Source organism: Endozoicomonas sp. ALB032, assembly GCF_049310125.1.
Classification (GTDB): domain Bacteria; phylum Pseudomonadota; class Gammaproteobacteria; order Pseudomonadales; family Endozoicomonadaceae; genus Endozoicomonas_A.
Genome location: NZ_JBLYNW010000001.1, coordinates 2,158,523 through 2,173,288 on the forward strand (window position 1 = coordinate 2,158,523; position 14,766 = coordinate 2,173,288).

A 14,766-nucleotide genomic window follows, 5' to 3' on the forward strand; every position below is an offset into this window, starting at 1 on the left:
ACACGTTTGGGTATGATCTGAAGTGCAATGCTCACGTCTATCTGTCTATCACCAGAGGCGGTTAACCGATGACAAAAAGACATGGAAGGCCATAGAGCTTGCCAACATTGTAAAACTCCCAAAGTTCCTATCGTCTATCCTCACTGCTCCTATCCCCGGAAAAAAGGATAGAACCATTAAAAGTCTACTCTCGCACGTATTGGCCTTTTTGCCTTTCGTCTGCCCGGTTGAGCCACAGACTTATGGTTTTATCGTTGAGGCTGATCAGAATGAGGCTTCGACAAGCCAGAGTTTTTCTATAAAAACTGAGCCGGGCCTATTAACTGCAATGCCAATGACCGATGGGAGGCTGATGCAAAACGAACCATCACACATGATCATCACTTTGATGTACGGAACGGGCGGCGGTAACTATTCACGGATAACAGAGTCAGAGGATCATGGTCAGTCGTTCAATAGACATTCAGAAAAATCACATTATTTATACGACAACGACCATAATGATGAAAATTCGGGTCGGCCCACTGACTCACGACATAGCTTTGACAAGAATTGCCATGAACAGCCCTGTTGTAATCAACAGAGAGTCTGTATCTACGCTCCTTCCAAAAGTACCCGGTGTCGTTCAACCACAGATGACTCTTTCGCTTGCGAGGTCTATTTGCAAGCAGGCGATCAGGAATCTGGCCCGGTAAGCCATCCTGCTGAAGCACCGACAGTTGTCTCAGAAGCTGACAGCACAACCGGTGTGTCATTAAAATTAAAACCACCACCTGCGAAAAAACAAAGGAACGCAGGCTCCAAAAAATACCGATGTGATCACCCCGGCTGTGAAAAATCACTTAGCTCTCAAAACTCGTTGTGCAATCACAAAAGTCAATATCACACCGGAGAACGAACCTGCACTGATTGCCAGAAGTCCCTGCCAAACGCTTATGCCCTGACGGTTCACAAAAGAAAAGATCACACCGGAGAGAAAACCTGCCCTGAGTGCCAGAAGACCCTGGCAAACGCTCAAGCCCTGGCGGTTCACAAAAGAAAAGAACACACCGGAGAGCAAAACTGCCCTGAGTGCCAGAAGACCCTGGCAAGCGCTCAAGCCCTGTCGTATCACAAAAGTCGATATCACAGCGGAGAGAAAACCTGCCCTGAATGCCAGAAGACCCTGCCAAACACTCAAGCCCTGTGGGTTCACAAAAGAAAAGAGCACACCGGAAAGCAAACCTGCCCTGGGTGCCAGAAGACCCTGTCAAACGCTCAAGCCCTGGCGGTTCACAAAAGAAGAGAACACACCGGAGAGCAAAACTGCCCTGAGTGCCAGAAGACCTTGGCAAACAGTCAGGCCCTGTCGGCTCACAAAAGTCAATATCACAGCGGAGAGAAAACCTGCCCTGAATGCCAGAAGACCCTGCCAAACACTCAAGCCCTGTGGGATCACAAAAGAAAAGATCACACCGGAAAGCAAACCTGCCCTGGGTGCCAGAAGACCCTGCCAAACGCTCAAGCCCTGGCGGCTCACAAAAGAAAAGATCACAGCGGAGAGAAAACCTGCCCTGAGTGCCAGAAGACTTTGCCAAACGCGAAAGCCCTGTCAGTTCACAAAAGTCGATATCACACGGGAGAGCAAACCTGTCCTGAGTGCCAGAAGACCTTTGCAAACCTTCAGGCCCTGTCAGTTCACAAAAGAAAAGATCACACCGGAGAGCAAACCTGCTCTGAGTGCCAGAAGCCCCTGCCAAACGCTCAAGCCCTGTCGGCTCACAAAAGTCAATATCACACCGGAGAGCCAACCTGCCCTGAGTGCCAGAAGATCCTGCGAAATGCGAAAGCGCTGTCGGTTCACAAAAGGAAAGAACACACCGGAGAGCAAACCTGCCCTGAGTGCCAGAAGCCCCTGCCAAATGTCCAAGCCCTGTCGAATCACAAAAGAAAAGAACACACCGGAGAGCGAACCTGCCCTGAATGTCAGGAGACCTTGCCAAATACTCTAGCCCTGTCGAATCACAAAAGAAAAGATCACACCGGAAAGCAAACCTGCCCTGAGTGCCAGAAGACCCTGCCAAACGCTCAAGCCCTGTCGGTTCACAAAAGTCAATATCACACCGGAGAACAAACTTGCCTTGAGTGCCAGAAGACTCTGCCAAACGCGAAAGCCCTTTCGGCTCACAGAAGAAAATATCGCACCGGAGAACAAACCTGCCCTGAGTGCCAGGCGCTACTGCCAAACAATCAGGCTCTGTCGAATCACAGAAGGCTACACCGGAAACGAAAGCTTGAAGATGCAAAGTCAAGTGATTGATTTCTGCTTGTCTCAGGGTTAAGAGGGAAAGGCACTGTACACGTTTGGGTATGATCTGAAGTGCAATGATCACGTCTATCTGTCTACCACCAGCGGCGGTTAACCGATGACAAAAAGACATGGAAGGCCATAGAGCTTGCCAACATTGTAAAACTCCCAAAGTTCCTATCGTCTATCCTCACTGCTCCTATCCCCGGAAAAAAGGATAGAACCATTAAAAGTCTACTCTCGCACGTATTGGCCTTTTTGCCTTTCGTCTGCCCGGTTGAGCCACAGACTTATGGTTTTATCGTTGAGGTTGATCAGAATGAGGCTTCGACAAGCCAGAGTTTTTCTATAAAAAATGAGCCGGGCCTATTATCTGCAATGCCAATGACCGATGGGAGGCTGATGCAAAACGAACCATCACACATGATCATCACTTTGATGTACGGAACGGGCAGTGGTAACTATTCACGGATAACAGAGTCAGAGGATCATGGTCAGTCGTTCAATAGACATTCAGAAAAATCACATTATTTATACGACAACGACCATAATGATGAAAATTCGGGTCGGCCCACTGACTCACGACATAGCTTTGACAAGAATTGCCATGAACAGCCCTGTTGTAATCAACAGAGAGTCTGTATCTACGCTCCTTCCAAAAGTACCCGGTGTCGTTCAACCTCAGATGACTCTTTCGCTTGCGAGGTCTATTTGCAAACAGGCGATCAGGAATCTGGCCCGATAAGCCATCCTGCTGAAGGTTCGATAGTTGTCTCAGGAGCTGACAGCACAACCGGTGCGTCATTAAAACTAAATCCACCACCTGCGAAAAAACAAAAGAAGGCAGGCTCCAAAAAATACCGATGTGATCACCCCGGCTGTGAAAAATCACTTAGCTCTCAAAATTCGTTGTGCAATCACAAAAGCCAATATCACACCGGAGAACGAACCTGCCCTGATTGCCAGAAGGCACTGCCAAACGTTCAAGCCCTGGCGGTTCATAAAAGAAAAGAACACACCGGAGAGCAAAACTGCCCTGAGTGCCAGAAGACCTTGGCAAACAGTCATGCCCTGTCGGCTCACAAAAGTCAATATCACACCGGAGAGAAAACCTGCCCTGAATGCCAGAAGACCCTGCCAAACACTCAAGCCCTGTGGGTTCACAAAAGAAAAGAACACACTGGAAAGCAAACCTGCCCTGGGTGCCAGAAGACCCTGCCAAACGCTCAAGCCCTGGCGGTTCACAAAAGAAAAGAACACACCGGAGAGCAAAACTGCCCTGAGTGCCAGAAGACCCTGCCAAACACTCAAGCCCTGTGGGATCATAAAAGAAAATACCACACCGGAGAACAAACCTGCCGTGAGTGCCAGAAGACTCTGGCAAACACTCTAGCCCTTTCGGTTCACAAAAGAAAAGAACACACCGGAGAGCAAACCTGCCCTGAGTGCCAGACGACCCTGCCACACGCCCAAGCCCTGTCGAATCATAGAAGAAAAGAACACAGCGGAGAGCAAACCTGCCTTGGATGCCAGAAGACCCTGCCAAACGTTCAAGCTCTGTCGGAGCACAAAAGTCGATATCACAGAGGAGAGCAAACCTGCCCTGAATGCCAGAAGACCCTGCCAAACGCTCAAGCCCTGTCGGATCACAAAAGAAAATATCACACCGGAGAGCAAACCTGCCCTGAGTGCCAGACGACCCTGCCACACGCCCAAGCCCTGTCGAATCATAGAAGAAAAGAACACAGCGGAGAGCAAACCTGCCTTGAGTGCCAGAAGACCCTGCCAAACGCAAAAGCTTTGTCGGATCACAAAACTCGATATCACAGCGGAGAGCAAACCTGCCCTGAGTGCCAGAAGACCTTGCCAAACGCTAAAGCCCTGACGATTCACAAAAGAAAAGATCACACCGCAGAGCAAACCTGCTCTGAGTGCCAGAAGACCCTGCCAAACGCGAAAGCCCTGTCGGCTCACAAAAGTCAATATCACACTGGAGAGAAAACCTGCCCTGAATGCCAGAAGACCTTGCCAAACGCTAAAGCCCTGACGGTTCACAAAAGAAAAGATCACACCGGAGAGCAAACCTGCCCTGAGTGCCAGGCGCTACTGCCAAACATTCAGGCTCTGTCGAATCACAGAAGGCAACACCGGAAACGAAAGCTTGAAGATGCAAAGTCAAGTGATTGATTTCTGCTTGTCTCAGGGTTAAGAGGGAAAGGCACTGTACACGTTTGGGTATGATCTGAAGTGCAATGCTCACGTCTATCTGTCTACCACCAGCGGCGGTTAACCGATGACAAAAAGACATGGAAGGCAATAGAACTTGCCAACATTGTAAAACTCCCAAAGTTCCTATCGTCTATCCTCACTGCTCCTATCCCCGGAAAAAAGGATAGAACCATTAAAAGTCTACTCTCGCACGTATTGGCCTTTTTGCCTTTCGTCTGCCCGGTTGAGCCACAGACTTATGGTTTTATCGTTGAGGCTGATCAGAATGAGGCTTCGACAAGCCAGAGTTTTTCTATAAAAACTGAGCCGGGCCTATTAACTGCAATGCCAATGACCGATGGGAGGCTGATGCAAAACGAACCATCACACATGATCATCACTTTGATGTACGGAACGGGCGGTGGTAACTATTCACGGATAACAGAGTCAGAGGATCATGGTCAGTCGTTCAATAGACATTCAGAAAAATCACATTATTTATACGACAACGACCATAATGATGAAAATTCGGGTCGGCCCACTGACTCACGACATAGCTTTGACAAGAATTGCCATGAACAGCCCTGTTGTAATCAACAGAGAGTCTGTATCTACGCTCCTTCCAAAAGTACCCGGTGTCGTTCAACCTCAGATGACTCTTTCGCTTGCGATGTCTATTTGCAAACAGGCGATCAGGAATCTGGCTCGGAAAGCCATTCTGCTGAAAGTTTGACAGTCGTCTCAGGAGCTGACAGCACAACCTGTGCGTCATTAAAATTAAAACCACCACCTGCGAAAAAACAAAGGAAGGCAGGCTCCAAAAAATACCGATGTGATCACCCCGGCTGTGAAAAATCACTTAGCTCTCAAAACTCGTTGTGCAATCACAAAAGTCAATATCACACAGGAGAACGAACCTGCCCTGATTGCCAAAAGCCCCTGCCAAACGCTCAAGCCCTGATGGTTCACAAAAGAAAAAAACACACCGGTGAGCAAACCTGCCCCGAGTGTCAGAAAACCTTGGCAAACAAACAGGCCCTGTTGAATCACAAAAATCAATATCACACTGGAGAGAAAACCTGCCCTGAGTGCCAGAAGACTCTGCCAAACGCTCAAGCTCTGGCGGTTCATAAAAGAAAAGAACACACCGGAGAGCACAACTGCCCTGAGTGCCAGAAGACCTTGGCAAACAGTCATGCCCTGTCGGCTCACAAAAGTCAATATCACACAGGAGAGAAAACCTGCCCTGAATGCCAGAAGACCCTGCCAAACACTCAAGCCCTGTGGGTTCACAAAAGAAAAGAACACACCGGAAAGCAAACCTGCCCTGGGTGCCAGAAGACCCTGCCAAACGCTCAAGCCCTGGCGGTTCACAAAAGAAAAGAACACACCGGAGAGCAAAACTGCCCTGAGTGCCAGAAGCCTCTGCCAAACGCTCAAGCCCTGGCGACTCACAAAAGAAAAGAACACAACGGAGAGCAAACCTGCCCTGAGTGCCAGAAGACCTTGGCAAACAGTCAGGCCCTTTCGACTCACAAAAGTCAGTATCACACTGGAGAGAAAACCTGCCCTGAATGCCAGAAGACCCTGCCAAACACTCAAGCCCTTTGGGATCATAAAAGAAAATACCACACAGGAGAACAAACCTGCCGTGAGTGCCAGAAGCCCCTGCCAAACGCTCAAGCCCTGGCGGTTCACAAAAGAAAAAAACACACCGGTGAGCAAACCTGCCCCGAGTGTCAGAAAACCTTGGCAAACAAACAGGCCCTGTTGAATCACAAAAATCAATATCACACTGGAGAGAAAACCTGCCCTGAGTGCCAGAAGACTCTGCCAAACGCTCAAGCCCTGGCGGTTCATAAAAGAAAAGAACACACCGGAGAGCAAAACTGCCCTGAGTGCCAGAAGACCTTGGCAAACAGTCATGCCCTGTCGGCTCACAAAAGTCAATATCACACCGGAGAGAAAACCTGCCCTGAATGCCAGAAGACCCTGCCAAACACTCAAGCCCTGTGGGTTCACAAAAGAAAAGAACACACCGGAAAGCAAACCTGCCCTGGGTGCCAGACGACCTTCGCAAACAGTCAGGTCCTGTCGGTTCACAAAAGCAAAGAGCACAGCGGAGAGAAAACCTGCCCTGAATGCCAGAAGACCCTACCAAACACTCAAGCCCTGTGGGTTCACAAAAGAAAAGAACACACCGGAGAACAAACCTGCCCTGAGTGCCAGAAGACTCTGCCACACGCTCAAGCCCTGTCGGATCACAAAAGAAAATATCACACCGGAGAACAAACCTGCCCTGAGTGCCAGGCGCTACTGCCAAACATTAAGGCTCTGTCGAATCACAGAAGGCAACACCGGAAACGAAAGCTTGAAGATGCAAAGTCAAGTGATTGATTTCTGCTTGTCTCAGGGTCAGGAACGAAGGGCACTGCACACGTTTGGGTATGATCTGAAGTGCAATGCGCAGGTCTATCTGTCTATCACCAGCGGCGGTTAACCGATGACAAAAAGACATGGAAGGCAATAGAGCCTGCCAACATTGAAAAACTCCCAATGTTCCTATCGTCTATCCTCAGTGCTCCTATCCCCGGAAAAAAAGGATAGAACCATTAAAAGTCTACTCTCGCACGTATTTGCCTTTTTGCCTTTCGTCTGCCCGGTTGAGCCACAGACTTATGGTTTTATCGTTGAGGTTGATCAGAATGAGGCTTCGACAAGCCAGAGTTTTTCTATAAAAACTGAGCCGGGCCTATTATCTGCAATGCCAATGACCGATGGGAGGCTGATGCAAAACGAACCATCACACATGATCATCACTTTGATGAAAGGAACGGGCGGGGGTAACTACTCCCGGACAACAGAGTCAGAGGATCATGGTCAGTCATTCAATAGACATTCAGAAAAATCACACTATTTATACGACAACGACAATAATGATGGAAATTCGGGTCGGCCCACTGACTCCCGACATAGCTTTGACAAGAATTGCCATGAACAGCCCTGTTGTAATCAACAGAGAGTCTGTATCTACGCTCCTGCCACAAGTACCCGGTGTCGTTCAACCACAGATGACTCTTTCGCTTGCGATGTCTATTTGCAAGCAGGCGATCAGGAATCTGGCCCGGTAAGCCATCCTGCTGAAGCACCGACAGTTGTCTCAGGAGCTGACAGCACAACCGGTGCCTCATTAAAATTAAAACCACCACCTGCGAAAAAACAAAGGAAGGCAGGCTCCAAAAAATACCGATGTGATCACCCCGGCTGTGAAAAATCACTTAGCTCTCAAACCTCGTTGTACAATCACAAAAGCCAATATCACACCGGAGAACGAACCTGCCCTTATTGCCAGAAGCCCCTGCCAAACGCTCAAGCCCTGACGGTTCACAAAAGAAAAGATCACACCGGAGAGAAAACCTGCCCTGAGTGCCAGAAGACCCTGGCAAATGCTCTAGCCTTGTCGGTTCACAAAAGTCAATATCACAGCGGAGAGAAAACTTGCCCTGAATGCCAGAAGACCCTGCCAAACACTCAAGCTCTGTGGGTTCATAAAAGAAAAGATCACACCGGAGAACGAACCTGCCCTGAGTGCCAGACGACCTTGCCACACGCTCAAGCCCTGTCGGTTCACAAAAGTCAATATCACACCGGAGAGAAAACCTGCCCTGAGTGCCAGAAGACCCTGCCAAACGCTCTAGCCCTGTCGAATCACAAAAGCCGATATCACAGCGGAGAGCAAACCTGCCCTGAATGCCAGAAGCCCCTGCCAAACGCTCTAGCCCTGTCGAATCACAAAAGCCGATATCACAGCGGAGGGCAAATCTGCCCTGAATGCCAGAAGCCCCTGCCAAACGCTCAAGCCTTGGCGCTTCACAAAAGAAAAGAACACACCGGAGAGCAAAACTGCCCTGAGTGCGAGAAGACCCTGCCACACGCCCAAGCCCTGTTGGCACACAAAAGAAAATATCACACCGGAGAACAAGCCTGCCCTGAGTGCCAGGCGCTACTGCCAAACAATCAGGCTCTGTCGAATCACAGAAGGCTACACCGGAAACGAAAGCTTGAAGATGCAAAGTCAAGTGATTGATTTCTGCTTGTCACAGGCTCAGGAGGGAAGGGCACTGCACACGTTTGGGTATGATCTGAAGTGCAATGATCACGTCTATCTGTCTATCACCAGCGGCGGTTAACCGATGACAAAAAGACATGGGAGGCAATAGAGCTTGCCAACATTGAAAAGCTCCCAAAGTTCCTATCGTCTATCCTCACTGCTCCTATCCCCGGAAAAAAAGGATAGAACCATTAAAAGTCTACTCTCGCACGTATTGGTCTTTTTGCCTTTCGTCTCCCCGGTTGAGCCACAGACTTATGGTTTTATCGTTGAGGTTGATCAGAATGGGGCTTCGACAAGCCAGAGTTTTTCTATAAAAACTGAGCCGGGCATATCAACTGCAATGCCAATGACTGGTTGGAGGCTGATGCAAAAACAGCCATCACATATGCTCAGCACAAACGGATATTCGGGGTCAGGCATGCTGCCCGATGACAAACCCTGTCGGCGAAACAAACTTCAGATTATCACTTTGATGGACGGGGCGGGCGGCGGTAACAATTCCTGGGCAATGGGGTCAGAGGATCATGGTCAGTCATTCAATAGACATTCAGAAAAACCGCATTATCTATACGACAATGACCATAATGATGAAAATTCGGGGCAGCCCACAGACTCCCGACATAGTCTTGACGAAAATTGCCATGAACAGCCCTGTTGTATTCAACAGGGAGTCTGTATCTTTGCTCCTTCCACAAGTACCCGGTGTCGTTCAATCTCAGATGACTCTTTCGCTTGCGATGTCTATTTGCAAACAGGCGATCAGGAATCTGGCCCGGTTAGCCATCCTGCTGAAGCATCGACAGTTGTCTCAGAAGCTGACAGCAGAACTGGTTCATCATTAAAATTAAATCCACCACCTGCGGAAAAACAAAGGAAGGCAGGCTCCAAAAAATACCGATGTGATCACCTTGGCTGTGAGAAATCATTTAGCTCTCAAGCCTCATTGCGCACTCACAAAAGTCAATATCACACCGGAGAGCGAAGCTGCCTTGAGTGCCAGAAGTCCTTGCCAAATGCTCAAGCCCTGTCGGATCACAAAAGAAAATATCACACCGGAGAACAAACCTGCCCTGAATGCCAGAATACCCTGCCAAACGCTCAAGCCCTGTCGCATCACAAAAGAAAATATCACACCGGAGAACAAACCTGCCCTGAGTGCCAGAAGATCCTGGCAAACGCTCAAGCCCTGTCGTCTCACAGAAGAAGAGATCACACCGGAGAGAAAACCTGCCCTGAGTGCCAGAAGCCCCTTCCAAACGCTTATACCCTGGCGTCTCACAGAAGAAGAGATCACACCGGAGAGAAAACCTGCCCTGAGTGCCAGAAGCCCCTTCCAAACGCTTATGCCCTGGCGGTTCACAAAAGAAAACATCACACGGGAAAGCAAACCTGCCCTGAGTGTCAGAAGACTTTTGCAAACGGTAAGGCCCTGTCGGCTCACAAAAGTCAATATCACACTGGAGAGAAAACCTGCCCTGAATGCAAGAAGCCCCTGCCAAACGCTCAAGCCCTGGCGTTTCACAAAAAAAAAGATCACACTGGAGAGCAAACCTGCCCTGAGTGCCTGGAGACTCTGCCAAACGCTCAAGCCCTGTGGGTTCACAAAAGAAAAGATCACACCGGAAAGCAAACCTGCCCTGAGTGCCAGAAGACCCTGGCAAACGCCCAAGCCCTGTCGGTTCACAAAAGTCTATATCACAGCGGAGAACAAACCTGCCCTGAGTGCCAGAAGATCCTGCCAAACGCGAAAGTCTTGTCGGTTCACAAAAGAAAAGATCACACCAGAGTGCAAACTTGCCCTGAGTGCCAGAAGCTCCTGCCAAACCCTCAAGCTCTGTCGAATCACAAAAGACAACACCGGAAACGAAAGCTTGATGATGCAAAGTCAAGTGATTGATTTCTGCTTGTCGCAGGCCCAGGTGGGAAAGGCTAGCACCTGGCAGGCTGGTTGCGCTGGTATAGTACCCCAAAAAAAATTGAATAATTGGTCAAGGAATTGCAATACTCACTCTGTATAAAAAAAATAGACGGCAGGAGTATGCATGAATAGCCAGACTCATAATCCCGACCTCATCCACCAATTAAACGACAAACCACCATTATTTCGAGCTTTTTTCAGTGCCCTGCAGCATATGATAGCCAGCTTTGTGGGGGTTGTGACACCGACCCTGGTCATCGGTGGGGTGTTGGGTTTGGGAGAGCATATTCCTTACCTGATCAGTATGGCGCTGATCGCCTCAGGGATAGGTACCTTTATCCAGGCCAGACGGTTTGGTCCCCTGGGGTCTGGTTTGTTGAGTATTCAGGGAACCAGTTTTGCGTTTTTGAGCTCCCTTATTGCTGCCGGTTTTGTGGTTAAGAGTCGGGGAGGCAGCAGTGAAGAGATTATTGCACTGATGACGGGTCTTTGTTTTTTCGGGGCATTTATCGAGATTGTCCTGAGCCGCTTTTTCCATAAGCTGCGCAAGATTATTACGCCAACCATTACCGGAATTGTTATTTCACTGATTGGTCTCAGCCTGATTAAGGTAGCTGTGACCGATATGGCCGGTGGCTTCAATGCGCCTGATTTTGGTGCGCTGAGCAACCTTGCAGTGAGCATCACCGTGTTAGCGACTGTGATCTTTTTTAATCGCAGTTCTCGTCCCATGGTGCGTCTCTCGGCGATCTTCCTTGGCTTGCTGGTGGGCAGCCTGATAACACTTTATACCGGTAAAATGACTCTGCAGGGATTGTCGGACTCGGTTTTATTTACTGCTCCGGTGCCTTTTAAATATGGAATGACCTTCGATTGGGAGCTATTTATTCCGATTGCTCTCATTTATGTCATAACGACCATTGAATCTACCGGTGACCTGACTGCGACAGCAAAACTTTCGGGTGAACCTATTGAGGGTGATGGATACGTTGAGCGTATTCGTGGCGGTATTTTGGCTGATGGCGTGAACTCTCTGACCGCAGCTTGCCTGAACAGCTTTCCAACGACGACGTTTAGCCAGAACAATGGTGTGATTCAAATGACCGGTGTCGCCAGCCGGTTTGTTGGCTATATCATTGCCGGTTTGTTTTTAGTGATGGGACTTTTCCCGATACTCGGGGCCATCCTGATGCTGGTTCCCAAGCCTGTGCTGGGTGGGGCTACATTGGTTATGTTTGGCACGGTGGCCGCTTCAGGTATTCGCATCCTGGCTTCAGGATCACTTGATCGTCGACAGGTAATGATCATTGCTGTGTCCATGGGTATGGGGCTGGGCGTCACTATTGTGCCCGGGGTGCTGAGCCAGATGCCGGAACTGGTCAAAAACATTTTCAGCTCGGCGATTACCACCGGAGGTCTGACCGCTATTTTGCTGACACTGGTTTTGCCTGAAGATTCCGGGCCTGAATCCAGCGATCAGAGAAAAGTGGTGAAAAATATTAATGCATCTTCGGGAGCCATCAAAGAAGAAACCACTTCCTGATTATTTTCGTCATACCCTACAACTCGTTCCCCGTCATAAATCTCTGGAGCATTGGAACCAGAGATTTACGACAGCCTCTCAAGACACCAGCTTTCTGGCAGAAAGCTGGTGTGCAGCCATGATGGCCTCTTGATCAAGATGAAGTAGTGTTTCATCTTTAATCAGCCACTTTCCTGCACACATAACGGCAGCTGCTTTATGGCCTCCACAAAGAACCAGTGCTGCCAGTGGGTCATGGCTGCCACTGAAACGCAACTCATCCAGGCTGAAAAGAGCAAGGTCGGCTTGCTTTCCTTCTGCCAGTTCTCCAATATCGCCCCTGCCAAGCACTTTGGCTGAGCCTTTTGTTGCCCAGTACAGAGCATCGAGATGAGTGACTTCGTCTGCGGCGTAACGCAGACGATTGATCAGCAAAGCCTGACGGACTTCCTGCATCATATTGGAGCCGTCGTTTGAAGCGGAGCCATCCACACCCAGTCCGACGTGCACGCCTGCAGACGCCAGTTCTTTGGTGCGGCAGATGCCCGATGCCAGCAGCATATTCGAGGTAGGGCAGTGACAGACGCCCATGCCCGCCTGTCCCATTCTTTTGATTTCATCGTCATTGAAATGAATACCATGGGCCAGCCAGACATCGTCAGCCAGCCAATCCACAGATTCCAGGTAATCCAGTGGCCGTAAACCGAACCGCTCGATGCAGAAGTTGTCTTCATCATGGGTTTCAGCCAGATGGGTATGTAATCGAACATTGTGTTTACGGGCCAGCCCAGCGGTCTCTTTCATCAACTCTGTGCTGACTGAAAAAGGTGAGCAGGGTGCCAGGGCAATCTGAACCTTTGCCCCCTCGTCTGACTCATGATAACGATGAATCAGACGTTCGGAGTCGTCGAGTATCTCAGCTTCTGTTTGCACGGTAGACTGGGGAGGAAGGCCTCCATCCTTCTCTCCAAGGCTCATGGAACCCCGAGTCAGTATAACCCTGCTGCCAATACTGTCAGCGGCCTTCACCTGAATATCAATGGCTTCTGTGAGTGCTTCCGGGAATAGGTAGTGATGATCTGCCACTGTTGTACAACCGGACTGCTGCAGTTCTGTCAGTCCCAGCTGAGTGGCGTTAAACAGCATCTCTGGCTTCAGTCTGGCCCAGACAGGATAAAGCGTTTGCAGCCAGGGAAAGAGTTTTTTATTCAGTGCCGGAGGGAAGGCGCGGGTCAGGGTCTGATAAAGATGGTGATGAGTATTGATCAGACCGGGAAGGAGAACCTGTCCGGAAGCGTCATAGCTTTGATCACAGGAGACTTTCGGAGACTGTCCCGAGGGAACCAGCTCTGTGATCTTGCCGGAGCTTTCATCAATCACCACGCCGTTACCGGCGTCCTGACTGTTTGCGGTGAAAATAGCCAGGGGATGTTTTATCCAGACTCTCATCATCTGCCTCTTGTTATGAGCAGGACGGTCTGGATAGTGCAACAAGCTGCCGTATACCATAGACCGCCAATACAGCAGTTTATGGCAGTGACTTGCGTGTTAATCTGCCCGGTTCATTTTTACCTTGTGACTCTACAAGATTTTTATCGTTTCTCAAACCTTCAGACCGCAACCACGAAGAACAATGTCGCAGATAGTGTCAGCGGCTTGATCGTAGGTTGAGGCAGGCAGTTTCTTTTTGTTCATGATAAGGCAGATCTGTTTTTCATAATCAGCGTAATGCTGAGTCGATCCCCAGATCATAAAAATCAGGTGCATGGGCTCTACCCGGGCCATTTTACCCTCATCCATCCAGTGCTGAAAAATCTCTGTTTTGTTTTTAAACCACTGCTGGGTAGAGTCCTTCATGGACGGAGACAGCTGCTGGCAGCCATGAATGATTTCACTGGCAAAAATTCGGCTGGCTGTGGGGTATCTTCTGGAGACTTCTATTTTTGAGCGGATATACCGTTCAAGTGACTCTGCAGGGTCATCTTTCGGATGAAAGCTGTTCAGTTTGTCATTCCAGAGATACAAAATATTGTTAAGAACTTCGTCATAAATTTCCTGCTTGTTACTGAAGTAATACAAGACAGTCGGTTTTGGTAAATCGGCCAGGTCAGCTATACGCTGGATTGTGGCTCCCCCGAATCCATGCCGGGCAAACTCCTGTTCGGCAGCTTTCAAAATCAGCCGAACTCTCTCGGTTCTTATACGACCGGTCTTTTGGGGCGTACGTTTTACGACAGCCATGCGCGGATCCTGATTTATAGTTTTCGATCATCCCTTGGGGATGATTTATACCATTGGCAGGAAGCATAGAAAAGAATTCGGTCGTGTCCATTAAAGTCAGGCAGAAAGAAATTGAGGAAACCGTGACACTCCCCGCCTTGGAGGGTGTCGCAAAAACTCTGGTTGCCATGCTTTTAGGCCCTGTGGGTTCCAGCGTGGGAACGAGTTGTTGGAGTTTTGCGACACCCTCAATCGGGCGGAGGGAGATATAAGTCGGGAAGGTCGGGCCGCGTAGGTCGGGCCGCGTAGGTCGGGCCGCGCTGGTGAAGAGCCTTATGCTTGCGTGTTTGTGCATAGTTGGCTAAATTCACTGTCGGTCTGTCTCTATGCAGAAACTCACGATGATGAAAACCAAGCACTGTTAACAAAAAATTAAGGCAGAGCCAACTGCCCAACCGCCCTTGAAGAACCAGATGAACCCATACCTGAGTGACCCG

General features: G+C 49.4%; 8 protein-coding genes and 1 pseudogene. 7 read left to right on the forward strand and 2 right to left on the reverse strand.

Annotated features, from left to right (window positions below):
- The first annotated feature begins 22 nt into the window (after positions 1-22).
- The 7 genes and pseudogenes from ACO6VG_RS07685 (at position 23) to ACO6VG_RS07715 (ending at position 12,070) form a co-directional block, all read left to right on the forward strand.
- A complete protein-coding gene (locus tag ACO6VG_RS07685; RefSeq protein ID WP_422139575.1) occupies positions 23-2,299 on the forward strand; it encodes a C2H2-type zinc finger protein in 2,277 nt (758 codons plus the stop codon).
- A 390-nt stretch (positions 2,300-2,689) separates the two neighbouring features.
- Entirely contained in the window at positions 2,690-4,474 is a 1,785-nt protein-coding gene (locus ACO6VG_RS07690; protein WP_422473380.1) for a C2H2-type zinc finger protein, read from the forward strand.
- Between the two features lie 60 nt (positions 4,475-4,534).
- Complete coding sequence (locus tag ACO6VG_RS07695; RefSeq protein ID WP_422139577.1) at positions 4,535-6,892, forward strand: C2H2-type zinc finger protein; 2,358 nt, start codon at positions 4,535-4,537, stop codon at positions 6,890-6,892.
- Positions 6,893-7,283: 391 nt separating this feature from the next.
- A complete protein-coding gene (locus ACO6VG_RS07700; RefSeq protein WP_422139578.1) occupies positions 7,284-8,582 on the forward strand; it encodes a C2H2-type zinc finger protein in 1,299 nt (432 codons plus the stop codon).
- A gap of 31 nt (positions 8,583-8,613) precedes the next feature.
- A pseudogene (locus ACO6VG_RS07705) lies at positions 8,614-8,715 on the forward strand (transposase); the annotation flags it as partial.
- Positions 8,716-8,973: 258 nt separating this feature from the next.
- Positions 8,974-10,506, forward strand: coding sequence for a C2H2-type zinc finger protein (locus ACO6VG_RS07710; protein ID WP_422473382.1), 1,533 nt, complete (start codon positions 8,974-8,976; stop codon positions 10,504-10,506).
- Between the two features lie 145 nt (positions 10,507-10,651).
- Positions 10,652-12,070 (forward strand): uracil-xanthine permease family protein, encoded by a 1,419-nt coding sequence (locus ACO6VG_RS07715; RefSeq protein WP_422136394.1) that lies wholly within the window; start codon positions 10,652-10,654, stop codon positions 12,068-12,070.
- A 78-nt stretch (positions 12,071-12,148) separates the two neighbouring features.
- Here the strand turns inward: ACO6VG_RS07715 and ACO6VG_RS07720 are convergent, their stop codons facing one another.
- On the reverse strand, positions 12,149-13,501 hold the full coding sequence (locus tag ACO6VG_RS07720; RefSeq protein WP_422137058.1) for an 8-oxoguanine deaminase: 1,353 nt from the start codon (positions 13,499-13,501) through the stop codon (positions 12,149-12,151).
- A gap of 150 nt (positions 13,502-13,651) precedes the next feature.
- Positions 13,652-14,290 carry a TetR/AcrR family transcriptional regulator gene (locus ACO6VG_RS07725; protein ID WP_422136395.1) on the reverse strand — a complete coding sequence of 213 codons (639 nt, stop codon included), beginning with the start codon at positions 14,288-14,290 and terminating at the stop codon, positions 13,652-13,654.
- Positions 14,291-14,766: the final 476 nt, after the last annotated feature.

Excerpts from the sequence above, each read along its gene's own strand:
- ACO6VG_RS07690 (WP_422473380.1), top strand. The coding sequence starts at position 2,690 with ATGCAAAACGAACCATCACACATGATCATCACTTTGATGTACGGAACG.
- ACO6VG_RS07700 (WP_422139578.1), top strand. The coding sequence starts at position 7,284 with ATGCAAAACGAACCATCACACATGATCATCACTTTGATGAAAGGAACG.
- ACO6VG_RS07710 (WP_422473382.1), top strand. The coding sequence starts at position 8,974 with ATGCAAAAACAGCCATCACATATGCTCAGCACAAACGGATATTCGGGG.
- ACO6VG_RS07715 (WP_422136394.1), top strand. The coding sequence starts at position 10,652 with ATGAATAGCCAGACTCATAATCCCGACCTCATCCACCAATTAAACGAC.
- ACO6VG_RS07720 (WP_422137058.1), bottom strand. The coding sequence starts at position 13,501 with ATGATGAGAGTCTGGATAAAACATCCCCTGGCTATTTTCACCGCAAAC.
- ACO6VG_RS07725 (WP_422136395.1), bottom strand. The coding sequence starts at position 14,290 with ATGGCTGTCGTAAAACGTACGCCCCAAAAGACCGGTCGTATAAGAACC.